The sequence below is a fragment of the Flavobacterium cutihirudinis genome (assembly GCF_003385895.1).
Classification (GTDB): Bacteria; Bacteroidota; Bacteroidia; order Flavobacteriales; family Flavobacteriaceae; genus Flavobacterium; species Flavobacterium cutihirudinis.
This window is the reverse complement of record NZ_QRDQ01000008.1, coordinates 142,528-168,022: the sequence shown is the minus strand read 5'-3', so window position 1 is coordinate 168,022 and position 25,495 is coordinate 142,528. Positions and strand designations below refer to the sequence as shown.

Annotated in this window: 23 protein-coding genes and 2 tRNA genes; 22 read left to right on the top strand and 3 right to left on the bottom strand. The window is 33.3% G+C overall.

The features are described from left to right. Positions 1-23: 23 nt before the first annotated feature. The 5 genes from BD847_RS06585 (at position 24) to BD847_RS06565 (ending at position 5,261) form a co-directional block, all read left to right on the top strand. A complete protein-coding gene (locus tag BD847_RS06585) occupies positions 24-689 on the top strand; it encodes a succinate dehydrogenase cytochrome b subunit (protein WP_115887508.1) in 666 nt (221 codons plus the stop codon). Between the two features lie 11 nt (positions 690-700). Further along, positions 701-2,701 carry a fumarate reductase/succinate dehydrogenase flavoprotein subunit gene (locus tag BD847_RS06580; protein ID WP_115887507.1) on the top strand — a complete coding sequence of 667 codons (2,001 nt, stop codon included), beginning with the start codon at positions 701-703 and terminating at the stop codon, positions 2,699-2,701. A gap of 95 nt (positions 2,702-2,796) precedes the next feature. Continuing rightward, positions 2,797-3,543, top strand: coding sequence for a succinate dehydrogenase/fumarate reductase iron-sulfur subunit (locus BD847_RS06575; RefSeq protein WP_115887506.1), 747 nt, complete (start codon positions 2,797-2,799; stop codon positions 3,541-3,543). 123 nt (positions 3,544-3,666) lie between these two features. Beyond that, complete coding sequence (locus BD847_RS06570) at positions 3,667-4,437, top strand: DeoR/GlpR family DNA-binding transcription regulator (protein WP_115887505.1); 771 nt, start codon at positions 3,667-3,669, stop codon at positions 4,435-4,437. 56 nt (positions 4,438-4,493) lie between these two features. Beyond that, positions 4,494-5,261 carry a nitrilase family protein gene (locus BD847_RS06565; RefSeq protein WP_115887504.1) on the top strand — a complete coding sequence of 256 codons (768 nt, stop codon included), beginning with the start codon at positions 4,494-4,496 and terminating at the stop codon, positions 5,259-5,261. Here BD847_RS06565 and BD847_RS06560 read toward each other — a convergent pair. Next, positions 5,258-6,946 carry an Ig-like domain-containing protein gene (locus BD847_RS06560; RefSeq protein WP_115887503.1) on the bottom strand — a complete coding sequence of 563 codons (1,689 nt, stop codon included), beginning with the start codon at positions 6,944-6,946 and terminating at the stop codon, positions 5,258-5,260. The genes BD847_RS06565 and BD847_RS06560 overlap by 4 nt on opposite strands. 172 nt (positions 6,947-7,118) lie before the next feature. Here BD847_RS06560 and BD847_RS06555 point away from each other — a divergent pair, with 172 nt between their 5' ends. From BD847_RS06555 to BD847_RS06490, 14 genes are all read left to right on the top strand, one after another. Next, positions 7,119-8,123, top strand: a complete 1,005-nt coding sequence (locus BD847_RS06555; protein WP_115887502.1) for a hypothetical protein — start codon at positions 7,119-7,121, stop codon at positions 8,121-8,123. Continuing rightward, positions 8,083-10,440, top strand: coding sequence for a hypothetical protein (locus BD847_RS06550; protein ID WP_115887501.1), 2,358 nt, complete (start codon positions 8,083-8,085; stop codon positions 10,438-10,440). Before BD847_RS06555 ends, BD847_RS06550 begins: the two co-directional genes overlap by 41 nt. Positions 10,441-10,473: 33 nt before the next feature. After that, positions 10,474-10,878, top strand: a complete 405-nt coding sequence (gene mce / locus BD847_RS06545; RefSeq protein ID WP_115887500.1) for a methylmalonyl-CoA epimerase — start codon at positions 10,474-10,476, stop codon at positions 10,876-10,878. Positions 10,879-11,025: 147 nt separating this feature from the next. Continuing rightward, positions 11,026-11,099: transfer RNA gene (locus tag BD847_RS06540), tRNA-Ile, on the top strand. A gap of 431 nt (positions 11,100-11,530) precedes the next feature. Further along, positions 11,531-12,049, top strand: a complete 519-nt coding sequence (locus BD847_RS20720) for a hypothetical protein (protein ID WP_167443831.1) — start codon at positions 11,531-11,533, stop codon at positions 12,047-12,049. A 176-nt stretch (positions 12,050-12,225) separates the two neighbouring features. Then, a complete protein-coding gene (locus tag BD847_RS06530; protein WP_115887498.1) occupies positions 12,226-12,561 on the top strand; it encodes a helix-turn-helix domain-containing protein in 336 nt (111 codons plus the stop codon). A gap of 94 nt (positions 12,562-12,655) precedes the next feature. Then, the gene (locus tag BD847_RS06525) at positions 12,656-13,888 is read left to right on the top strand and encodes a DUF5906 domain-containing protein (protein WP_115887497.1); all 1,233 of its coding nucleotides are present in this window, start codon (positions 12,656-12,658) and stop codon (positions 13,886-13,888) included. 255 nt (positions 13,889-14,143) lie between these two features. Continuing rightward, entirely contained in the window at positions 14,144-15,076 is a 933-nt protein-coding gene (locus BD847_RS06520) for a toprim domain-containing protein (protein WP_115887496.1), read from the top strand. Positions 15,077-15,199: 123 nt separating this feature from the next. Then, the gene (locus BD847_RS06515) at positions 15,200-15,577 is read left to right on the top strand and encodes a plasmid mobilization protein (protein ID WP_115887495.1); all 378 of its coding nucleotides are present in this window, start codon (positions 15,200-15,202) and stop codon (positions 15,575-15,577) included. After that, positions 15,574-16,593 carry a relaxase/mobilization nuclease domain-containing protein gene (locus tag BD847_RS06510; RefSeq protein ID WP_115887494.1) on the top strand — a complete coding sequence of 340 codons (1,020 nt, stop codon included), beginning with the start codon at positions 15,574-15,576 and terminating at the stop codon, positions 16,591-16,593. The genes BD847_RS06515 and BD847_RS06510 overlap by 4 nt, the downstream gene beginning before the upstream one ends. A 19-nt stretch (positions 16,594-16,612) precedes the next feature. Further along, entirely contained in the window at positions 16,613-17,164 is a 552-nt protein-coding gene (locus BD847_RS06505) for a hypothetical protein (RefSeq protein WP_115887493.1), read from the top strand. Between the two features lie 220 nt (positions 17,165-17,384). After that, positions 17,385-19,385 carry an alkyl/aryl-sulfatase gene (locus tag BD847_RS06500; RefSeq protein WP_115887492.1) on the top strand — a complete coding sequence of 667 codons (2,001 nt, stop codon included), beginning with the start codon at positions 17,385-17,387 and terminating at the stop codon, positions 19,383-19,385. 388 nt (positions 19,386-19,773) lie between these two features. Then, complete coding sequence (locus tag BD847_RS06495; protein WP_208641790.1) at positions 19,774-20,616, top strand: hypothetical protein; 843 nt, start codon at positions 19,774-19,776, stop codon at positions 20,614-20,616. A 331-nt stretch (positions 20,617-20,947) separates the two neighbouring features. Then, entirely contained in the window at positions 20,948-21,733 is a 786-nt protein-coding gene (locus BD847_RS06490) for a DUF2490 domain-containing protein (RefSeq protein ID WP_115887490.1), read from the top strand. 88 nt (positions 21,734-21,821) lie between these two features. Here BD847_RS06490 and BD847_RS06485 read toward each other — a convergent pair whose 3' ends face one another. Next, positions 21,822-23,033 carry a tyrosine-type recombinase/integrase gene (locus tag BD847_RS06485; protein WP_115887489.1) on the bottom strand — a complete coding sequence of 404 codons (1,212 nt, stop codon included), beginning with the start codon at positions 23,031-23,033 and terminating at the stop codon, positions 21,822-21,824. Positions 23,034-23,151: 118 nt separating this feature from the next. On the opposite strand from BD847_RS06485, the gene BD847_RS20815 reads away from it, so the two are divergent. Next, positions 23,152-23,234: transfer RNA gene (locus BD847_RS20815), tRNA-OTHER, on the top strand. Positions 23,235-23,404: 170 nt separating this feature from the next. Continuing rightward, the gene (locus BD847_RS06480) at positions 23,405-23,662 is read left to right on the top strand and encodes a hypothetical protein (RefSeq protein WP_115887488.1); all 258 of its coding nucleotides are present in this window, start codon (positions 23,405-23,407) and stop codon (positions 23,660-23,662) included. Positions 23,663-23,694: 32 nt separating this feature from the next. Here BD847_RS06480 and BD847_RS06475 read toward each other — a convergent pair whose 3' ends face one another. Continuing rightward, positions 23,695-24,285, bottom strand: coding sequence for a riboflavin synthase (locus BD847_RS06475; RefSeq protein ID WP_115887487.1), 591 nt, complete (start codon positions 24,283-24,285; stop codon positions 23,695-23,697). Between the two features lie 57 nt (positions 24,286-24,342). On the opposite strand from BD847_RS06475, the gene pdxA reads away from it, so the two are divergent. After that, positions 24,343-25,392, top strand: coding sequence for a 4-hydroxythreonine-4-phosphate dehydrogenase PdxA (gene pdxA / locus BD847_RS06470; protein WP_115887486.1), 1,050 nt, complete (start codon positions 24,343-24,345; stop codon positions 25,390-25,392). The last annotated feature ends 103 nt before the right edge of the window (positions 25,393-25,495 follow it).

The window sequence follows — 25,495 nt, the reverse complement described above, 5'->3', positions numbered from 1 at the left end:
TTAAAACAAACTACTTAACACTTATGGCACAATCTGCACAGTTGAATGCTTCCATCTTAAAGAAAGTGGCTATGGCTCTTTCGGGAATATTCTTAATCACGTTTTTAGCGCTGCATGTTTCCTTAAATTTTATTTCTATTATTAGTGAAGATGTTTTCAATGAAGCTTCTCACTTTATGGGATACAATCCGCTGATTCAGTATGTAATGCAGCCAGTTTTGGCATTTGGGGTAATTTTCCACTTTGTAATGGGATTTGTACTTACAGCTCAAAATAGCGCAGCACGACCAATTGCGTATGCAAAATACAATGGAGCGGCAAATGCTTCATGGAGTTCTAGAAATATGATTATTTCTGGATTAGTTATTTTAGCATTCTTAGGATTGCATTTTTATGATTTTTGGTTTCCTGAAGTTACCTATAAGTACATTGCAGGAACGGCGCCAGATGCTACAAGGTATTATGGAGAGTTAGTTCATAAATTCCACGATCCAATTCGTACAGGATTGTATTGTGTGGCTTTTGTGCTTTTAGGATTCCACTTATGGCACGGGTTTGCATCTTCTCTTCAATCTGTAGGGATGCACAATAAATACTCTAGATTTTTAAGTAAAGTTGGTTACTGGTTTGCAGTTGTTGTGCCAGGGCTTTTCATAATTATCGCTTTATTTCATCATTTCAATAATTAATATCAATTATAATGGCATTAGATTCAAAAATTCCAAATGGTCCTATAGCGGACAAATGGACAAATTATAAAGATCATATTAATTTAGTAAACCCTGCTAACAAACGTAATTTAGATATTATCGTAGTTGGTACAGGTTTAGCTGGAGGTTCTGCAGCTGCTACTTTAGCTGAGTTAGGATATAACGTAAAAGCATTCTGCTTCCAAGATTCTCCACGTCGTGCGCACTCTATTGCAGCACAAGGAGGTATCAACGCAGCAAAAAACTATAAAGGTGATGGTGACTCTACTTACAGATTATTTTATGATACTGTAAAAGGTGGTGATTACCGCGCACGTGAGGCAAACGTTTATCGTTTGGCTGAAGTTTCTGCAAATATTATTGACCAATGTGTGGCTCAAGGTGTACCGTTGGCTCGTGAATATGGCGGACTTTTAGATAACCGTTCTTTTGGAGGAACTTTGGTTTCTCGTACATTCTACGCACAAGGACAAACTGGACAGCAATTATTGTTGGGAGCTTATTCTGCAATGAACCGTCAGATTGGTCGTGGAAAAATCAAAATGTACAACCGTCACGAAATGCTTGACATTGTAATCGTGAACGGAAAAGCGAGAGGTATTATCGCTCGTAACTTAATAACTGGAGAAATAGAAAGACATTCTGCTCACGCCGTAGTAGTTGGTTCTGGAGGATACGGAAACGTATTTTTCCTTTCAACAAATGCTATGGGAAGTAACGCAACAGCAGCTTGGAAAATTCATAAAAAAGGAGCGTTTTTTGCAAATCCTTGTTATACACAAATTCACCCAACATGTATTCCGGTTTCAGGAGATCACCAGTCAAAATTGACTTTGATGTCTGAATCTTTACGTAATGACGGTCGTATTTGGGTTCCAAAAAATTTGGAAGATGCAAAAGCAATCCGTGAAGGAAAGAAAAAAGCAATTGATTTATCTGAAGCAGAAAGAGATTATTTCTTAGAAAGAAGATATCCTGCTTTTGGTAACTTAGTGCCTCGTGACGTTGCGTCTCGTGCAGCTAAAGAAAGATGTGATGCTGGTTTTGGTGTTAATAAAACGGGCGAAGCAGTTTATCTTGATTTTGCGGCCGCTATCGAACGTTACGGAAAAGAAGCTGCTCACGTAAAAGGATTGAATGAAAATGACAAAGCTTTAGTTACTAAATTAGGAACTGATATCGTAAAAAGTAAATACGGAAACTTATTCCAAATGTACTTGAAAATTGTTGACGAAGATCCTTATGTAACACCAATGATGATTTACCCTGCAGTTCACTACACAATGGGTGGAACTTGGGTTGATTATAACTTAATGACTACAATTCCTGGATGTTTCTCAATTGGAGAATCTAACTTCTCTGATCACGGAGCAAACAGACTTGGAGCTTCTGCTTTGATGCAAGGTTTAGCTGATGGATATTTTGTATTGCCATATACTATCGGAGATTATTTAGCTCCGGATATTAAAATGGGACCAATTTCTACAGACTTACCAGAATTCGTTGAAGCTGAAAAAGCAGTTGTAGATCAAATCAATAAATTTATCAATAATAACGGAACACATTCTGTAGATTATTTCCACAAAAAACTTGGAAAAATCATGTGGGATAAAGTAGGTATGGCTCGTAATGCTAAAGGTTTAACTGAAGCTATCGAAGAAATTGCTGCTTTACGTGAAGAGTTTTATAAAGATGTAAAAGTTCCTGGAAGTGCTAACGAATTTAATCAGGAATTAGAAAAAGCAACTCGTGTTGCCGATTTCTTAGAATTAGGAGAATTGTTCGCGAAAGATGCTTTACACCGTAACGAATCTTGTGGAGGTCACTTCCGTGAGGAGTACCAAACAGAAGAAGGAGAAGCGCTTCGTGATGATGATAACTTTGCATACGTTGCAGCTTGGGAATACAAAGGAAAACCAAGTGATGCCGTATTACACAAAGAACCTCTTAATTACGAAAACATTAAATTAGTTCAAAGAAGTTATAAATAAGAATTTGGTCGAAAGCCCAAAGTCTTAAAGTCAAAAGGCAAAATGTGCCAAGCGACTTTCGACTTTCGACTTTATGACTTTCAAACGAAAAAGGTATGAAACTTACATTAAAAATATGGCGTCAAAAAAACGCTCAAGATAAAGGAGGGATTGTAGAATATCCTATCGATGGAATCGAACCAGATATGTCTTTCCTTGAAATGTTAGACGTTCTTAACGAAGGTTTAATCAATAAAGGAGAAGAGCCTGTAGCATTTGATCACGATTGTCGTGAAGGAATCTGCGGAATGTGTTCTTTATTCATCAACGGTGAAGCGCACGGACCAGACAGAGGTGTTACAACTTGTCAGTTACACATGCGTATGTTTAAAGATGGTGATACGATTTTTATCGAGCCATTTAGAGCAAAAGCTTTCCCTGTAATTAAAGATTTAGTTGTTGACAGAAGTTCTTTTGACAGAATTCAACACGCTGGAGGATTTATCTCGGTAAATACTTCAGGAAATACAATCGATGCGAATACTATTCCAATCAACAAAGACGACGCAGACAAATCATTTGATGCTGCTGCTTGTATTGGTTGTGGAGCTTGTGTTGCAACTTGTAAAAACTCTTCAGCAATGTTATTCGTTTCTGCAAAAGTTTCTCAATATGCATTATTGCCTCAAGGTAAAGTTGAAGCAGTTGACCGTGTATTAAACATGGTTCACCAAATGGATTTGGAAGGTTTTGGAAACTGTACAAATACTGGAGCTTGCGAAGTAGAGTGTCCTAAAGGAATTTCTCTTGAAAATATTGCACGCATGAACCGTGAGTATTTAGCGGCAAGTTTAAAAGGATAATAAAATCTGAATATAGGTAAAAAAAAGCATTCATTAATTTGGATGCTTTTTTTTGTCTTATACTTGCTATTTAATTGTTTTGTACGAATTACGTACATTTGTGATAACTAAAATGCATTTTACATGGACAATGGTAATGAAGTACTAAATTATACAAAGGAAGAGCGTAAAAATCATATTTTAAAGGAAATTAATCTTCATACTCGCGTCAGTTTTGAAACTTTGTCTGCCAAACTTGGTGTTTCTGAAGATACTGTAAGACGTGATATTAATGAGCTGGAATCTGAATCCCTTTTGATTAAAGTAAAAGGAGGTGCAATGACAAAAGGATATCATTACTCTTCTTCGAATCAAACGTATGCTGTCGAAGCAAAACAGGTCATTGCTGAGAAAACGGCCGGTCTTCTTCATGACGGAATGGTATTGTTAATTGACGGAGGAACTACTATCAGAGAGTTTATACGTTTAATCCCGAATGATTTAAATCTTACTGTTTTTACTATTACTGCCCTTTCGGCTGTTCAGCTTTTGGATAAGCCAAATATAAAAACGATTATGATTGGTGGTAGTATTTCTTCTTACAGTCAAATGTGTGTTAGTGGAGATGTATTCCATCAGTTAGCAAACATCAAAGCTGATTTGTTGGTTTTTGGTACAAATGCACTTGATGTTGAAGGTGGATATTCGGATTCGGATTGGGAAACGGTTCAGGTAAAAAAAGCAATGATAAAAGCCTCAAGAAAGACCGCTATTTTAACGATTTCAGAAAAGCTGAATACTGTCTTGAAAATGAAAATCGCAAACCTTTCTGAAGTCGATTATATTATTACCGAATTAAATCCAGACGATAAAAAACTTCAGCCTTATAAAACGCCTGACTTGGTTATTATCTAAGATTGTCTCTTTAAGCTTAATTCAATATTTGGTAGCAAAATTTTAATTCCTGAAATATGAAAATTGCATTAATACAATCGGATCTTTATTGGGAAAACCCTTCGGAAAACAGAAAACAATTTGAATTAAAGATAAATCAGATTGAGGCGGATGTAAACTTAATTGTACTTCCGGAAATGTTTTCAACCGGATTTACGATGAATGCAGCTGCAGTTGCAGAGGAAATGCAAGGCGAAACAATCCAGTGGATGCAGTCTGTTGCCAAAAACAGAAAATGTGCGCTTACAGGTAGCTTAATAATCGCAGAAAACGGAAAATTCTATAATAGAATGGTTTTTGTTTTTCCTACGGGAGAATTAAAATGGTACAATAAGCGTCATTTGTTTTCATTAGCGGGAGAAAATGAATTTTACACTGCTGGAACTGAAAAAGTAATTGTTGATTATCTAGAGTGGAAAATATGCCTTCAAATTTGTTATGACTTGAGGTTTCCGGTTTTTGTTCGCAATGTCGAAAACTATGATTTGCTTTTGTATGTTGCCAATTGGCCAAAAGTGCGCACCAATGCCTGGGATGCTTTGCTAAAAGCACGCGCGATTGAAAATTTGAGTTTTGTTGTTGGTGTAAATAGAATTGGCCAGGATGATAATAATTATGAGCATATTGGTCACTCGCAAGTAATTGATTTTTTAGGCAATTACGTTCTTGAACCACAAGAAATAGAAGCTATTTTTGTGGTTGAATTGGACAAACAAAAAATGTTGGAAACCCGAAAGAAACTCGATTTTCTAAGTGATAAAGATACTTTCGAAATTAAAATTTAAAACGCTTTCCGGTTTTTCTCCGCGTCTTTTTTCTTCTTTAAATCTGCTTTCTTTTCTACTTCGGGATTATACGGAATGCTTAAATCAATAGGTTGGTCAACATCCCAGTTTTCCCGTACATCAACAGGTTTTTGAAAATAAAAGACTTCCTCAGAGTAGGTTTTACTTAAATAATTACCTGTGTCGTAAATCTTGTTTTTATTATCGTCATAAATAATACGAACACTAAATTCTTCTGGTACGAGTAAATTGAACTCAATTTTTGTTTTTCCTTCGGAATATTCTGTTGCTAGAACATTGTCTCCTTTTTTATTGGTTATTTCTACAATGATCGGAAATCGTTTTACATTTTGTAAATTAAGGACTAAGTTACCGTAATTCTCAAGTTCTTTGGTGTTTAACTTATAGATTAAAGTATCATTTACCTTATCGTAAAAATCGGTTAAAGCACCTGGAAAAAAGGTGACTTTGTATTTTTCAGAAGGTTCTTTTTTGAAATCAAGATAAAACTTTTGCTCAAATTCATTATAATCTGTAGTAAAATCTACAGCAACTGAATCTTTGTTGATTAACCTTATTTTAGATTTGTCAAATTTAACCAACGGTGTTGCTGATTCTAATGTAAGTTTGTCTCTGAAATTAAGCACGCCGTTTTGAAGTGCAGTAATGTTTAACGTGTCCTTTTTTTGGTCTTTAATTTTAACAGTATACTTTTTATCGTAATTTGGAGCATTCACTTCCAGTGACAAAGAATCAACTTTTATTGGTTTAAACCAAACCTGCAAAGAATCTTTCTTAGGGAACTGTGTAACAATTGTTTCTAAAACTTCAGAATTGTTTTTGAGTGTTATTTTGGGTTTAGAAAGCTTGAAATTTTGTTTCCCATCATAAGGCAAATAAAGTCTGTTACCTGAAGCTTGTATTGGCTTGAATGTTTTTAAAGGCAAAATTTCCTTGAACAATTCCAATTCGAAAATAGTGTCATTTGGTATTGTGATAGGATGTTTGATAAAACCGATTTTATCTTCTTTAGGATTGAATCTGTTATTGTTATTTTTGTCTTTTAAGGCAACCAAAAGATATTTTCCGGCTTTTAGATTTTCAAGTTTAAAAGTTCGCAAACTGTCCAAAGTGTTGGTGATGTATCTTGGAGATTCTTTTAAAATTACAGAATCCTTGAATTTTTCATTCACTTCATACAACATTACAGATACGAAATTATCAACGTTTTTCTCGTATGAATCTTTTATAGTTCCACTAATAGACAACGAATCTATATACGAACCTGTCGAGAATATATATTTAAATTGATTAATAGGATTTCCTTCATTATTGTCGGCAATACTTTGACCAAAATTTAAACTGTAAGTAGTATTTGGCTGCAATGTATCTTTAATTTTTATGCTGATAAATTTGCTTGCAGTAGTTGGTAATATCAACGGCTCATATTTCATTGGAGGCGAAATAATAAGTTGCTTACGAATATCTTTTAGTTTTACGTATTCATCAAATGTCAAAATAATTTCATTTGCCTTAAAGTCTGTACTAAAATTTTTAGGAACGGCTGATCTTAAAACCGGAGCCAGAGTGTCTTTTAATCCGCCAGTGATACTGCCTCTTTTGGCGCAGCTCATCATTAGTAATGCTAATAAAAATGAAATGTATTTTAGTTTGCTTTTGAACATAGCGGTCTTTAAATTTGATTGCACAAAATAACAATTATATTTGCTTTAATTGAAACTTTTTATCCATTTATTAGGAATTTCTAATTTGATGTTTTTGTTGTTTTTTATGAGTGAGAGCAATAAATGCGATATAAATTCTTACTTTTGGATTCAAATGTAATTTCTTCAGGTTTTGATTAAGCGAATTTTTGTGGGCTTGTTTTTTGTTCTGCTGGTTGCCTGCAGTAAAAATAGCGATGTACATACTTCTTTTTATTATTGGAAAACAAATGTGAAATTTTCTCAAAGGGAAAGAGAAACTTTAAAAGAAAATAATGTTCATAAGCTTTATATCAGATATTTTGATATTGGCCTGCATCCTGAAAATGAGGAACCTTTTCCGATAAGCAAAGTACATTTTGCTGAAAAACTCAACGAATTTGAAATCGTTCCGGTAGTTTTTATTCAAAACAAAGTCATGCTTAAGGCCAACGTTGATATTGAGGATTTGGCTGAAAGAACATATCATTTAATTAATGACATTAACGGCAAAAATCAAATTTCCTGCTCTGAAGTTCAAATTGACTGCGACTGGACACTTAAAAGCAAAGATCATTATTTGAAGTTTATAGAATGTTTTAAAAAGCTTTCAAAAAAGAAACTTTCAGCGACAATAAGACTGCATCAAGTGAAGTATTTCGAAAAAACCAAAATCCCAAATGTAGATTCCGGCGTATTGATGTTTTATAACATGGGAAATATAGCTCCCGATTCATTAAACTCAATTTATAGTAGAAAAATTTCAGAACGATATCTCAAAAGTTTAAAGAAATACCCATTGCATCTCGATTTTGCATTGCCAATTTATTCTTGGGCAATTCATATTCGAAATCAAAAAGTTTTGGGGCTTCGCTCTAAATTAAACTTATCCGAGCTGAAAAAAGATAAGAATTTCGAACAAATCAATGCAACTTTTTTTAAAGTCAGACAATCCAATTATAAAAATGGAGTTTTCTATGAAGAAGATGATTTGCTGAAAATCGAAGCGATTTCTTCTTCAGATTTAGTAGAAATGGCAAAAGATTTGAATGAAAATTCAGTTCAGAAACCAAACGAAATTATATTTTACGATTTAGACGAATTCAATATAAATAATTATGAAAAGAATATTTTTGAACAAGTTGTTTCTTGTTTCTAGTGTTGCATTATTTTCTGTTTACGGAATAATTTACGCTTGTGCTGGCGGAGATGATTGGGATTTTTTCGGATACAATTCAAATTTTACACCAGAAACTTTTGCAGATAAATCATACTCTCCGCTTTTTTTGTCGGGTTCTATTTTTTATGGAATTGGTTTTGATACAGAACACAATTCCCGATTTAATAATAACATAAAAGAAGACTGGGCTTCCTACTTAAAGGGAAAAGTAGATACAACATCTGTGAATTATTTTCTAATTGGAAATGAAAGCCGAAGATATTATTCTGATGATAAAAATGTGATTAAGAATAAAGAAGAAATTGAAGATCTTCATGTTTTTTATAAGAATAAAAAGGAGAATAAAACCTCTCAAAAATGGAGCAAAAAGCTTAATTTGAAAGATGAGAAAATTAAAAACTTTGTCGAGTTTTTGTATTTGGCACAAAAAATAGAAACCGTTTCAATTGGTGAAGAGAATTGGAGCTACGAGCCAGTTATAGCAAAAACTTTCAAAGATGCAAAAATGATTCAGTCAATCGAAAATGTGTACAATACTTTGTCAGATCCATTTTTGAAAAACCGTTATTGGTTTCTTACCATGAAAGCTCGCTTTTATAGTAATGATAAACAAAAAGCGATTGATTTTTTTAATAAAACAGAAAGTTCAGTTCCTAAAAACACATTGTATTACAGAGCGCTTTCGTATGTTGCGGGAATTAATTACAAGCAAAAGAAATATGCGGTTTCTAATTATTTATACGCCAAAGTTTTTGATAAATGCCCAGAATTAAGAGTTGTAACAGCTTACAGTTTTCGCCCAAAAAATGATACTGATTGGAACAAGGCGCTATTGATGGCCAAGAATAATGATGAAAAAGCTGCGCTTTGGGCAATTCACGGTTATTATAAAGATGAAAAACAGGCAATTGAAAAAATTTATGAATTAAATCCGAAAAGCGAACATTTAAATTATCTCGCAACCAGATTAGTGAATGGACTTGAGCAGTCTATAAATAATTCATTTCAGCAGGATACAGGGGATAATCAGCCAAGAAAAAAACTTACTTTAGCAGAAAGCAAAACCGAAAATCAAGCTAAAGTTGATAAAAAAGCATTGGATTTAATCGCTAAAATTTCGGCAGCTGGAAACACAGACAGACCTTATCTTTGGGATTTATCTTTAGGGTATTTGCAGACTTTAAAAGGAGATTATGCAAATGCTGACAAGAATTTTGACAAAGCTGTAAAAACACTTCCAAAAACGGAATTGGCAGGAATGCAGCTTCGTTTATTGCGTTTTGTAAATAACTTGAGTAAAATTGATAAACTTACAGACAAGAACGAAAAAACAATTCTGGCTGATTTGAATTGGCTGTATTATGAGCTTCCTAAAACTTATAAAGGACAGGAATTTCGTTATCAAAATGCTTCTTCATGGAGTAAAAGTTATTTGTCGACTCTTTATCGTGAAAAAGGAGATTTGGTAATGACTGAAATTTTTGGTGAATCACGTTATAGTTATTGGAACGACGGAAATTCGTTTTATGACAATGAAAAAGTTTTATTAGACATGAAAGCTTTTTTAGAGAAGTCAAACAAAACCGAAATTGAGAAAATTGGAGCTGGGATTTATAGTCTGAAGCTAAAAGATATAAATAATTTTCAGGCAGTTCAGTCAACTTTCAAAAATAAAATTCCGGAAGCTATCGCTTTTATGCAGCAAACAGATTCGGTTCAGTATTATAAATTTTTAGGAAATCCGTTTAACGGAAATATTAAAGATTGCCATGATTGTGAGCATGCTGCTTATCAAAAAAAGAAATACACGCAGCTTGATTTTTTAAACACAATTAAAGCAATGCAGGACAAGCTGGCGCAAAAAGAAGATGTTTATACGAACAGTTTGTTGCTTGGAAATGCTTTTTATAATATTACTCATTTTGGAAACGGGCGTACATTCTATGAAATCAGTATTATAGGTTACGGTTCAAGTCCATATTCGTTTAGGGACACAATGAAAAAGATGATTACGAATTGTGATGTTTCTAAAATGTATTATCAAAAAGCATTAGAAGCAGCTAGTACTAGAGAGCAAAAAGCAAAATGTATTTATCTGATTTCAAAGTGCGAGCGAAATGAATATTATAATAGTAAATACAATAATGTAAATAGCTGGTGGGAGATTCAGGATGATAAAATTAATTTTATTGCCTGGAACGGATTTAAAACATTGAAAAAGGATTATTCGGATACAAAATATTATCAGGATGTAATTGCGGAGTGTGGTTATTTTAGGACTTATGTAAATCAGTAGTTTTAATATCTTTGTAATGTATAAAATAAGACAATGGTAAATAAAATTGAGCACATAGGAATTGCGGTGAAAAACATGGAAGATGCTAATATTTTGTTCGAAAAACTATTAGGAGTTCCTTCATACAAGTCTGAAGAAGTAGAAAGCGAAGGGGTTTTGACTTCATTTTTTCAAACAGGAGAAAGCAAAATAGAGCTTTTAATGGCGACTAAAGAAGAAAGTCCGATTGCAAAGTTTATAGAGAAAAAAGGAGAAGGAATTCATCATATTGCTTTTGACGTTGATGATATTCAGGTTGAGATTTCGCGTTTGAAAGCAGAAGGTTTTGTATTGATTAATGAAGCTCCCAAAAAAGGTGCGGATAATAAATTGGTTGTTTTCTTGCATCCAAAAGGAACAAATGGAGTTTTGGTAGAGCTTTGTCAGGAAATTAAATAAAAAAAGTTCTGTTTTTCTTTTTAGATAATCTGTTGAAAATCAATCGCAACCCTTATAGCAACAGTACTTAATTTGAATTTAATAGAAATCAGGTCATAAAATATTTGGAGTGAACGAAATTAAGTAGTAATATTGCATCCTCAAACCGGTCCTATAGCTCAGCTGGTTAGAGCACCTGACTCATAATCAGGTGGTCCCTGGTTCGAGCCCAGGTGGGACCACTAGTAAAATCAAGCCTTTGCAGAAATGTAAAGGCTTTTTTATTTTTTCTGACGAACATTTGACGAACATCAAAGGTTTTATAATCAATTAGTTTTGTTTACTTTTATATGAATTAATTGATTGTAATATGACTATTTATATCTACATTTTGTCATGTATTCTAATTTTTGCAAAAATTGTTGTACCTCTATATCTTCTTTTTAGATTGTTTTTCATAGTTAAACCTTTATTTGTAAATCTATATTTTGAGGAGAAATTTAATTATTATAAAGGAATAAGCAAAAACAGATTATTAATTTTATTACTGCTTTGTTTTTTATCATTTTTTATTGGAACCTTTCTAGGTAAAGAAGTTTTGAGTTTTTCAAATACTTATAAAATCATACTTTATATTTTTTTACTTGTTCTTACCCAATTTGTCTTGTTTTATATGTTTGAGGTGAAAACTCCAAGAAGTATATTTAAAATAGTACGAGATTGTATTGAAAACCCTAAGGAAATATTTAAGCAAAGAGAAGTCGTTTTTGAAGAAAGTAAAGTAATAGGATCAATAAATACAAATGGCGTGAATTTTAAGGATGCCGTAAATTTGACAAATGGAGATATTATTAAACAGATTAATCGAAGAGAATTCGATCTGGTTATAGAGAAATACCGTAATGTCTTTCGAGATAATTCCTCAATCGAAAATCTTTATAAGTTAAGCAATGGGATGGAAATAAAAGACAGATCGATTTCAATAAAAATAGACAATAAAAGACATTCAAAACAGAACATAATTGAAATATTGACGTCCCTTTTCAATATTCAAAAAAATTGGAATTCTCAGATTAAAGATAAAACAAATACCAAAATAATTGATTTTTTGAATAAATATATCATAATAAATGATGGAGATAAATCTCTACACATTAATGATTTTACACGATTATTTGAAAAACTGACTTGATCGCTATGTAAAATTCGATTACTCAAATATGTTTTTAAAAGATAAAATAAACTAAAGTGATTTATTCCTTCCGATAATTCTTATTCTCAATTATTTTAAATGTGTAAATTGTTTTTACACGATTTTTTACATAACCAAACCTCCGTAAACTTGTTTCATAATTTAAAATTAGAAACATGGATACAAATAATTTTACTTCCAAAATTGATCGATTGGAGTTGATCGTAATGGAACTAGCAAAGAAACAAGATGCGTTTATTAAAAAGGCATTAATGAAACTATCTTTAAATAGTAAAGATGTTTATTCCTCTGAAGAAGCTGCTGAGTTTTTATCTATAGAGGTCAAATACATTTATCAGCTTACCCACCAACGAAAAATTAGATATTCCAAGAAAAAAGGTCAAAAGAAAATCTATTTTAGAAAAGCAGATCTTCTTGATTATTTAAACGGAGAGATTATTAGTACTACTGAAGATCTTGAGAACACAAATGCTACTTTGTGGAAAAAATAAGGCGTTTAACTTCCGTAAAATGAACGCATAAAAATCCTTTTTTTTTTTAATCAAATTCTTATGACAAGATTGTAAGGATTATAATTTGAATCTTATGGACTTAGATATTCCTTATATCAGAGTAGGAACTTCCTATTTCAAAATTATTGATAAACCTTTAATATCTGGCGATAAAGTAAAAGTAATGGTTCGGTGGAATCGTGAAACAATCATTTCAGATCATGGAAAATCGTTTTTAAACGATATATCCAAATTAGATGGTTTTTGCTGTATTCCGAATCATTTTGGTTACCAGCAAATTGTAGATGATTTCTATAATACCTATCATGAACTGCCTAACCAACCAATAGCTAAGGATTTTTCAATTCATGAGCTCGAAAAATTGATTCCAAATTCATTGCAATTTATTCAACATATTTTTGGAGACCAAACGCAATTAGGCTTAGACTATATAAAACTTTTATATGAAAAACCTACGCAAACATTGCCAATTCTTTGTTTGGTAAGCAAAGAGCGATCGACCGGAAAAAGCTCTTTTATAAAGTGGTTGAAAGCAATTTTTGGAATGAATATGACTTACATAAAAGGCGATTCATTTGGGTCGCAGTTTAATTCTGATTGGGCGAGTATGTTACTTGTAGCGATTGATGAAGTGTTTTTTGATAAAAAAGAAATTACAGAACGTTTAAAGTACCTTTCTACGACTGACAAAGATAAAGTAGAAGCAAAAGGAAAGGATCGACAAGAAATTGAATTCTTTGCAAAATTTATTCTTTGTTCTAATAATGAAGATAATTTTATTCAAATAGACGAGGAGGAAATCCGTTTTTGGATTCGTAAAATTCGCACTATAAATACAGAAGATGTATTCTTTCTTAAAAAACTGAACAAAGAAATTCCGTATTTCTTAAAGTACCTGCAAGTGAGAAATTATTTTTCCGAGCAAAAAACCAGAATGTGGTTTAAACCCGAACAAATTATGACGGCTTCCTTGTTAAAGCTTGTAAATCGAAATAAAGAAGAAATTCTGATGGTTGAATTGATACATGAGTGTTTTGAAAAAATGGAAGAGGATGAGTTGAAATTAGCTCCTAATGATATTTATATTTTACTGAGGAAACAAAATAACAGAATAAATATTTCTGCTAGTGAAATAAGAAATATCCTAAAGCGATGGGGTTTTACACCCGAAGACAATACAAAGTCTTATTGTGGAATTGAATTATTGTCGCACGGTGAATATGTGAAAGTCGATAGAAGAGGACGTTTCTATACTATCAAAAAGATTTTGTTTTATAAAGTATTTGATGCTTTGATGCAAAATTAGTGTAAAGTCTTGTAATTGAAGTAAACAGATCTGCATCAAACCTTGCATCAAACTAAAAAACAATCTTTTTTGATGCAAAACTGATGCAGGGCAAAAATAAAGTGATGCACTGATGTAGCTATTGATGCAATGTAATACTAAGTTAATCAATGTGTTATACTGGATTTGCATCAAAACATCAAAAAAATATTTTTTTTTCATCAGCAAATGAACAGACTTGTGCCAAATAAAATAGAAGATTAAAAAAAAATAATTATGGAAAAGTTCAATTGTAAAATTGCAAATCAAATTGATTTAGTCAATTATCTTGAAACATTAGGGCATGAGCCATCAAAAATAAAAAATCAGGATTATTGGTATCTATCGCCATTTCGAAATGAAAACACACCTTCTTTTAAAGTGAATCAGAAATTAAATTTTTGGTATGACCATGGATTAGGCAAGGGAGGAAATGTAGTTGATTTTGGAATTGAATATTTTAGATGTACTGTTTCGGAATTTTTACAACTTTTAAATGGTAATAGTATTTCCTCCAGGATAAGTTTATCACTTAAAAATGACAATCAACAGTCTTCAAATCTAATAATTGCAAATGAAAAGAAAGATAATCCACTTGATAAAATTGTCATTGTTGATATACGCACATTGGAAAATAAATCCCTTCTTCATTATTTAGAAAACAGGAGCATTCCAGAAGAACTGGCAAAAGAACACTGCAAAGAAATTGATTTTTCATTGAAAGGCAGAAAACACACTGCAATTGGATTTCAAAATATTTCAGGAGGATACGAACTCCGAAATGAAAATTTTAAGGGCAGCAGCTCACCAAAAGATATCACTTTCATAGATGCCCAAGCAAAATCAGTAGTTGTTTTTGAAGGCTTTTTTGACTACCTCTCTTATAAAATGATGAATCAAAAATCGGTTAACCTACAAACAAATTCCTTGATACTTAATTCACTATCTTTTTTTAACAAGTCGGTACAGTTAATGGAAAAACACGAGAGGGTAGATCTCTATTTAGACAGAGATATAGGAGGCATAAAATGTACTTATGAAGCCCTGCAAAGAGATTCTGCAAAATATACCGATCAGAGTTTTTTATATGAGCAAAAGAAAGATTTAAATGAATGGTTAAACCAGGTACAGCAAGTTAAACAAGGTCGTAGTTTTAGGCGATCTATATAACGTCTCGGTGGTAGCCAGCTATGTTTTGGTAAAACCAAAACGCTGGCTCCCCTCATGCATCCGCATTCGATGAGAAGAATTTTTTTCATGCATCCGCATTCAAAAAATAAATGATAAGAGACAATGGAAGAGAAAGAAATAAAAAAGAACAGGGGAGGAAGACCCAAAAAGGCTGTAAAAAGAGATCAGCTTATGGCAATTAAATGTACGCTCTACGAGCGTAAAATAATTGAAGCCAAAGCTAAAAAAGTAAATCTTACCGTTTCCGAATACCTTCGTGAAATTGGATTAACGGCAAAGATTGATTACAGAAATAAAGCCCTTCCGAAAGAAATTCTAAGCTTTATAGGAGTGCTCAACCATATGGCAGCCAATCTGAACCAAATCGCTAAAAAGAGAAATAGCAATGATGAATTAAGTCCGCTTGAACGGGCAGAATTAAAAGTGCAGTCAGGTCAGGTTAAAGATCTTGCTGTCCACATTAAAAATTATATGTCATGATAGGTCATGTAAGCATAGGCAGCTCTTTTTACCATTGCATTAGCTACTGTCTGGAAGATAAGAGAGAATTGTCCGAAGAGAAAAAGCTTGCACTTGCAATGCAAGATCATTTACAGCATAAAGAGCGTGCAGAAGTATTAGAATACAATAAATGCTTCGGAAACAAATATGAGCTTACTGGGCAGTTTAAGGATGTAAGGAGATTAAGCAGACGTGTTGAAAAACCAATGTTGCATCTGACGCTACGTTTAGCCCCGGAAGACACATTGACCAAAGAACAATTGAGAGAAGTTGGCAGAGAGTGCGCTAAAGAGTTCGGCATAGCAGACAACCAATACATCTGTGTACTGCATAAAGACACTAAGGAGCAGCATATCCATATTGCAGCCAATCGAGTGGGCTTTAATGGCAAGGTAGCAAATGATAGTAATAGCTATAAACGGATGGCAGAACTTTGTCGACGGCTTGAAAAGAAATACGGTCTTCAAGAAGTATTAAGTCCAAGAGCATTCCTTTCTCCTAAAGACAGGTTATTGCCTCGTCATGACAGTAGAAAAGAAAAACTAAAAGCAGATATCCAACAGACATTAAAGTATGCCAGTTCCTATTTAGCATTTGAAAGACATATGCGAGAGTTGGGTTATAAAGTTCTTAAGGGCAGGGGAATTTCTTTTATAGATGATAAAAAAGTAAAAATAAAAGGAAGCGAAGTTGGTTTTTCATTGATGAAAATTGAAAAGATATTACATCAGAAACAACAGTATGCCGGGAAAAATGTTGGTGAAGAAAAAAATCATGACAGAGATAGTCGGTCAATATCTAATTCTTTCAATACTGGAAAGCAAAACGAAGAAAAGCAAAGCTGCAACTCAGGTCGGATAGGAGAAGAAGTTGTTAAAGAGATTTTAGGGTTTACAGGTCAGCTAATGAATTCTGAATATGAACCGGATTATATTGATCCTGAATTAAAGAGAAAACTCCAAAAGAAAAAAAAGAGACCATCATTAAGGAGATAATATTTAAAAAAATAGTAGTATGGAAACAGATGCAAACCAAGAGCATATAGAACGAGAGACATTACAATTAGTTTTGGAGGAATTTACACAGGAACAGAAAACAAATAATCAGCATATTGAGGCGCTTATTATTGCCATAAATAACATAGGGAATAAAATCGATGTATCTATAAAGGAGCATAAACCCGCAAAAAATGTTTTGGAACCATTGGATATTAAACCAATAGAGGCTATCCTGCAAAAAAGCTTCCTGGATATTAAATTTATGATTGGCAGGCAGCCAAAAAGTATCGTTAGGAAATTTCAGATTTTGTTATTTCCGGAACAGGATGCAAAACTGTTTTACAAAATTGTTTTTGGAAGATGGTTTTTATGGCTTGCTATAATGATAGCCTTAAACAATCTTTACAGTTGGGGAATACATTCTAGCGACAATAACAAAGAAATTGAAATGCAGCAAGTTCGAAATGATAGGATAAATAAAGCATGGCAATATATGTATCAAAATAATGATAAAGAAGTTAAGGTTATTATGCAAAAAGCCTATATAAATGCAGTAGAGAATAAATAACGCTTAAAATCACGATAAATATTTTTATAGTACAATTTAAGTCTGGGGGGAGATTTAGAAGAAAGATGTTGCAAAATCAGATATTAGGTTGCAAATTATAATTTGCAACAGATTTTAGCTTTGCGAATTTTCTCTCTTTTCTTTTTACAGTTAATTTTAGATAAGATTATAAACAAAAGGTCTACAATTTTGTAATGGAATTAACTAAAAACTATAACAGATGAAAAGAGTATCGAAAGTAACAGCTGGATTTTTATTACTGATGAGCTTATTAGTACTAACGGAAACATATTCCCAAAAGATACAAACAGACAAAAATCAAAAGGAAGCAACTAGTTTTACACAGAAAGCAAACAATGACTTGTTGTCCTATTTGCCTTTTGCAGACAAAACAGATTATGAAAATGCAAAAAGAGGTCTCATCGCTACAATTCCGGAAGGAAATATAAAAGACGCGAAAGGAAATGTGGTTTACGATATGAAGCAGTATGATTTTATAAAAGGTACTGCGCCCGCAACCACAAACCCAAGTTTATGGCGCCAAAGCGAATTAAACAGTATCAATGGTTTATTTGAAGTTAAAAAAGGTTCCATTTATCAAATCAGGGGATTTGACCTAGCTAATATGACTTTAATCGTCGGTAAAACAGGATGGATTATTATTGATCCTCTTTTATCTCCGGAAACGTCTAAAGCGGGATTAGCATTAGCTAATGAAAAGATAGGGAAGAGACCGGTTGCTGCAATAATAATTACACACAGTCACATTGATCACTTTGGTGGAATAAGAGGGGTTGTTGATGAAAAGGATGTTAAAAGCGGTAAAATCCCAATTTATGTTCCTGAGGGATTCTTCGATCATTCAATTAGTGAGAATGTAATGGGAGGAAATACCATGGGAAGAAGAGCTTCTTATATGTACGGAAATTTACTTCCAAAAGATGCAAAAGGAACATTAGGTACAGGTCTAGGACAAACAACTTCTACTGGTTTAGCCGGGATTTTGGATGGTACTGTTAAGATTAGTAAACTTTCTGGTGAGCAAAAAACGGTAGATGGTTTAAAAGTAGAGTTTATTTATACTCCTGAATCTGAGGCGCCTGCCGAAATGATGTTTTATTTCCCTGAGCTAAAAGCATTTTGCCAGTCAGAAGATTTGACACATACGCTTCATAACCTGTACACCTTAAGAGGTGCACAAGTACGTAATGGTCAAAAATGGAGTGCTTATATTGATTTGGCACTTGCCAAATGGGGCGATGATGTAGAGTTTTCTTTTGCTTCTCATCACTGGCCAACCTGGGACAATAAAAACATAAAGCCTTATTGGGAGAAACAACGTGATTTATATCGTTTTATTCATGACCAAACTTTAAGACTGGCTAATGAAGGTTATACTCCAATTGAGATTGCAGAAATGCTGAAACTTCCGGAATCATTAGACAAGGAATTTTTTAGCCGTGGCTATTATGGAACTTTAAGCCATAACGTGCGTGCGCAGTATCAATTGTATTTTGGCTGGTTTGATGGAAATCCTTCAAATTTGAATAAACTGACACCTGAAGATGCCGGTAAAAAATATGTTGAATTTATGGGAGGGGCAGATAATTTGCTGTCTAATGCTAAAAAATCGTATGACAAAGGCGAATACCGCTGGGTGGCTGAAGTGGTGAGCCATTTGGTTTTTGCAGACCCAAAAAATCAGGATGGAAGAAATCTTTTGGCAGATGCCTACGAACAATTGGGTTATGCAGCTGAATCTGGCCCATGGAGAAACTTTTATTTATCAGGAGCAACAGAGTTAAGAAATGGCGTTAAGGTATTGCCTTCACCAGATACGGCAGGTCCGGATATGGTTCGTGGTATGAGTACTGATTTATTCTTTAATTTTCTTGCTATGAAATTTAAAGGAACGGAAGCCGATGCCGCAGCTATGAAATACAATTTTAATATTGTTCTTCCCGATGTAAATGAAAAAGTGGCTTTAATTGTAGAAAATGGAGTTGTAAACCCCCGAATTGGAGGAAGTGTAAAAGACAATGTTACAGCCACAATAACAATCAATAGAAGTGATTTGAATAAAGTAAGTTTGAAAGAAGCCTCTTTTGCTGATTTATTAAAATCAAAATCAATAAAAATTGAAGGAGATCAAAATGCTTTTACTTCATTTCTAGGAAAAATAGACAGTTTCAATTTCTGGTTTAATATTGTTGAACCTTAACATTAAAAATAAACCAGTGCAGTCTGGAGCTGCTGCCCAATTAGGGATACCCTGCTGAAAGTAGTAAAAGTTTGCTCAGATGCAAGAGCATTTCAGCGGGGTATCCTTATTTATCAGTTAGCATCAGGTATGATACCTCAACAGAAAATTTTTTCACGACATTTTTAAAGAGTGTTTTTCTCATATGATGGGCAATTGGCTCTACTTTGGTACTGCCCAATTGTAATTCATGCCGGCAGATTTAATCGGCGGCTATAAAAACAAAAAAAACTGCAGCCATGTGTAAGTTTGAGATTACTTGCCGGGAAGTAAAATGTCAGATAACAGGTGGTAAAAAAAACTTCCATCTGCCCTTACTGATTTTATATTTTCTGTCAAATGCCCCTAAATGAAAAAGCGACACTTTAAAAATGTAATTAATACTAAAGTTATGAATCAGATATCAAGCACAAAAATTTTAGTCTGTATTTTATTTTTCTCTATCATGAGTCTTCATGCACAGGATGATGCTGCGGAACTGGCCAAGAAACTGGCCAATCCGATTGCCAGCTTGATCAGTGTGCCTTTTCAGAACAACAGTGATTATGGTATTGGCGATTTAAAAGGAAGCCGCAATACGATGAACTTTCAGCCTGTCATCCCCATAAGCATAAACGAAAACTTAAATATGATCGGAAGGGTTGTATTGCCCATAGTTACACAAAACAATATTACGGGAATCGGCGAAAAACAGAGCGGATTAAGCGATGCGGTACTCAGCGCTTTTTTCAGCCCTAAAAATACTAAAAACGGTTTCACATGGGGAGCAGGGCCCGCTTTTCTAATCCCTACTGGGACTGATGATTTCCTTACCAACAAAAAGTTTGGTATAGGTCCGACTGCTGTGGCCCTGAAGCAAACCAACGGATGGACCTTAGGCGCACTAGTGAATCAATTGTGGAGTGTAGCGGGAAGCGATGACCGACCTGATGTAAGCCAAATGTTTGTACAGCCTTTTATAACCCACAATTGGAAAAGCGGAGCCGGTATAGGGCTGGTAGGGGAATGGACACAGAATTGGGAAGCCCGAACCACTTCAGTATGGCTGATCCCCAATGTCAGCGGTGTGACCAGCATCGGTACGCAAAAAATTTCGCTGGCTATTGGGCCCCGTGTGCACCTTATTGCACCTGAAAGCATGAGAGCCGACTGGGGATGGAGAGCTATGGTTATTTTTCTTTTTCCTAAGTGATTTAAATATCATATTACACATAGTTATCCTCTGTTTTTAAGCCAGCGGTAAAGAAGTGTAATGATCTTAATTTTTATCTTGAGAAAGGTACTTTTAAAATCAGAATCTGCTTTTAAGCTGTGTTGGGATTTTTGTGATTTCTGCAAAAATGATATTTGTAATGACTATAGTTAAATTTCTTGAATTTTTGCAATTTCAGATACGTTCCTTTATGCTGCGCACTCATTTTTTTAATTTTAATAATCCAATTCAAATATCAATAGCCATATGTGAGCAGCAGCATCGACTACGGTTTTTTATGTAAATATGAACGATTTTCCATCAAGTCACTATGCTGAAATATATTTACCTTTCTTTTTTTTATTTTGTGGTTGTAGTTTCCTCTGCGCAGACAGATCATTTAAATCAATTTTGGAACCAATATGATTTTACAAAAGATTTAAGTCAAAATTGGGTGCTCGAAGCAGATTCCGGATTTGTTTCAAGCAGTACCCCAGATGATTCTAATATGTTTCACGGCATAACACAATATTACTTACGCGGATGGGTACATTATTATCCATTTGAAAAATGGAAATTTTCTGTTTTTATTTCTAACTATTCAAATAAAAACGTTCCTGAATTAAATCAAAAAGAATCACGGGAATTTAGAACTGCCTTGCAGACAACTTATAATGTATTTCAGTCTCCAGCCGTTAAAATTAACTTACGAGCCAGATTCGAGGACAGGCATCTGCAAACTGATGAGAATTATATGGAAGCTGTAGAACGCGTGAGATTTCAGGTTAAGGGCGTGTGTCCACTTTCAACTTTAGGGATAAAATTAAAAAAAACATATATTTTTGCTTCCGATGAACTGTTTTTTAAAACTAAAAGTCAGGTAAGCGGCCCGGATGTATTTGACCGCAACAGAGCTATGATAGGTTGTGGATTTGCTTTTTCTGATGATTTTAAAATTGAAGCGGCATATGCAAATGAGATCATGCCACGCAGTGGAACAGATAAACTAGTAAATGCATTTCAAGTCAAAGGAATTTTTAATAATTTATTCTACCATTTAAGTAAGCCATTTAAAAGGGAAAAAAACGCTGTGGATCAGGGAGAAGGAGATTTATAATTTTTATGTTTTTCGAGGGATAATTGTCTTGATTTTTTAATTGACTAGATTTAAGATGGAAATTACTTTTATATCATGGGATTTACTATCAAATAATAATATCTTCAATCATTTTGTCTAAAGTGTCACTTGGTAGTGTGTTTAAATAAGACATTGTAGATTTGATGTCCTTGTGACCTAAGGCTTCTTTGATAATATCTATTGAAATATTATTAAATTTCAAAATGGTTGCAAATGAATGCCTTGCACAGTAGTATGTGATTTTCTTTTTAATACCCAGATCAGTAATAATTTTTTTAAGCGGTTTGTTTATAAAAATCTTAAGATATTTATCTTTTTTGTTGTTTATATAGATTTCAGAGTTCTGATTATTATGAATAATGTTAAATAGATAAAACGAATCGGGTGATGAAGCATAATTTATAATTTTATCTTTCCAGAAATGGTTTAATTTAAAATTTACGATTACTTCAGTTTTGCTTCTTTTATATGTAATTGTTTCTTTATATAAATCAGTTTTTTTTAATTGTATTAAGTCTATGAAATTAATTCCTCTTCCATAAAAACTTAACAAAAACATATCTCTTGCAAAAATGTCATTTTTTTTATGTAAAACAGCGTTTTTCAATAATGTAATTTCTTCTTCTGATAGATATTCTTTTTTGCCACTTTCTTTAATTTTTGATACCTTGAATTTGTTAAAGGGATATATGGTCGCTGGAACTATTTCGCGATTGATAGCTTTATTGAAAACTGCTCTTAAAGTACGAACCCTTATTCCAATAGTACTTTGGCTGTTATTGTTCCCGTTTAAGAAAGATTGATATTTATAAATTGCATCTACAGATAAATCCTTAAATGTAATTTCGTTTCTGTTAAAAAATCGTTGGATAGATTTTAAGGTGTCTCTCTCAATGTTGTAAGTTGACAATTTTCCTGCATTTTTAATTTCATCTATCAAACTTTCGTGAAAAGCGGTGTAGCTGATGGCTTGCTGTTTTCCTGAGTTTTTTTTGAATTTGTTTACAACATCCTGTAAAGTAAATGGAGTTTCATCTATTTCAAGTTCATGAATAATAGTACTAACACGACTTGAATATTTTTCAATCAGATTGTTAATTTGTTTGTGTTCTTTGTGTGATTTTTTAAGACGCTCTGTTTCGAAAGACCAATCTTCATATTTGCATTTTTTTTTGATTGATAGACTAGTATTTATTCTGTCTTTAATTAAGACAAGATTAATGAAATACTCTCCTTGTGTATTTCCTGTTGACTTTAATGTGAATTTATATGATACCATTATTGAAAAATATAACTTAAAAACTGACGAACATTTGACGAGCAAAAGTACAATTAAAATAAGAAATAATGATTTATTTTTTATTTTTAAAATTATAAATACTTGATTATCAGATATAATAATTTATTGTAAGGAATACTAAAAATATATTGCACCTGACTCATAATCAGGTGGTCCCTGGTTCGAGCCCAGGTGGGACCACAAAAAGCTTCATAATTTTTATGAAGCTTTTTTTATTTATAAAGTTGTAATTCTCCAAAAATCTTCTACATTTGTCACGTGAAGTCTTTGTTTATAAGGCTTTTGTACGAAATTTCCATAAAGACCCCAAGTCTAATTTAATACATATCTGCTATGGCAGATTTAAAGTTATGAAGATAAGTAAAGCTATTTTTCTAGTGTTTTTTTTAACGGCAATAACTGGTTTCAATGTTTTTGCAGGTGTAGAAACGCCATCTCCACCGGCAACAGATGCTCATGGTGTTGCTACTACAAATAGTGTGGATCCTGCTCCTCCAGATCCTAATGCGCCAATTGATCAAAATTTAGAAATCTTGCTTTTAGGCGGATTAATATTAGGAGGTGTCTTTATATACAAGGATAAAATCAAAAAAAAGCTTCAGTTTTAACTGAAGCTTTTTTTGTGAAATGACTCTAAGGCTTATTTGTTAATTGAATATAATCGTGCGATATATTTTCCTACAACGTCAAATTCAAGATTGATTTTGGTTCCTATTTTGAAGTTTTTAAAATTAGTGTTTTCAAAAGTATAAGGAATAATCGAAACGCTAAATTCGTTTGTTTTGGAATTTACAACTGTTAAGCTGACTCCGTTAACAGTAATCGATCCTTTAGGGATTGTAATGTTATTTAAATCCTTATTATATTCGAAGGTGTAGTTCCAGCTTCCGTTGGCTTCTTCGATATTTATACAGGTTCCGGTTTGGTCTACATGTCCTTGTACAATGTGTCCGTCAAGGCGATCGCTAAGTTTCATTCCTCTTTCAAGGTTTACAATGTCTCCTTGCTGCCATTCTCCAATGTTGGTTTTTAGAATTGTTTCTTCTATCGCTGTAACGGTATATAAAGAATCTTTTATTTCGACAACAGTCAGGCAGATTCCGTTGTGAGATACACTTTGGTCTACTTTTAATTCGTTTGTGATTGAAGAGTCAACTGTTATGTGAAGATTGTTTTGATCTTTTCTTATTTCGTGAATCCTTCCAAGGGTTTCTATAATTCCTGTGAACATTATGGTTTTATTTTACTAAATTTGCACATCAAAATTAGTAATAAATAAGCTGAGCTCATGAATAAAAAAGCAGAAAATATAATTGTTGGAATTTCGATAGGGGATTTAAACGGTATTGGAAGCGAAGTTGTGCTGAAAACATTTGAGGATTCCCGCATGTTGGAAATGTGCACGCCAGTTATTTTTGCAAATGCTAAAATACTTTCTTTTGTTAAAAAAAGTTTTACTTCCACGGTTCAGTTTCATGGAGTTGATAAGTTGGAGCAGGTTTTGCCTGGAAAAGTAAATGTCTTTAATTTATGGAAGGAAGGGATTGATATTAATTTAGGGAAAAATGATAATAAAATTGGAGAGTATGCTATAAAATCTTTTGTGGCAGCAACCAAAGCTTTGAAAGAAGGTTTGATTGATGTTTTAGTCACGGCTCCAATTAATAAATACAATATCCAGTCAGAAGAATTTAAGTTTCCGGGACATACTGATTATTTAAATCAGGAATTGGAAGGAGATGCATTGATGATGATGGTGCAGGATAATTTGAGAGTTGGGTTGCTAACAGATCATGTGCCTTTGAATGAAGTTTCTTCTCATTTGACAGAAGAATTGATTACAAGAAAAATAGAAACAATAAGAAAATCGCTGATTCAGGATTTTAGTATTGTAAAGCCAAAAATTGCAGTTTTAGGATTAAATCCGCATGCTGGAGATGGCGGTGTGATTGGTAAAGAAGACGATTTGGTTTTAAAACCGACTTTAAAGAAAATATTTGATGCAGGAACAATGGTTTTTGGTCCATTTCCGGCAGATGGTTTTTTTGGAAGTGGTCAATATGAAAAATATGATGCGATTGTAGCAACCTATCATGATCAGGGTTTGATTCCGTTTAAAACTTTGTCTTTTGGAAAAGGAGTGAATTATACAGCGGGATTAAATAAGATAAGAACCTCTCCGGATCACGGTACGGCCTACGATATTGCCGGAAAAGACATGGCAGATTTTAATTCGTTTAAAGAAGCGGTTTATCTTGCGATCGATATTTTTCGCTCGCGTAATCAGTATGAGGAGATTAGCCAAAAACCTCTTAAAATAAAAGAAAAACAGTTATAAACAAAAAAAGGTGAATAAGATTATTAGATTTGTAATAATTTTATATCTTTGCACCCCAATTCAGATATCTGTTTAGAGATGTGAATTGTTCAAATTGATGTTG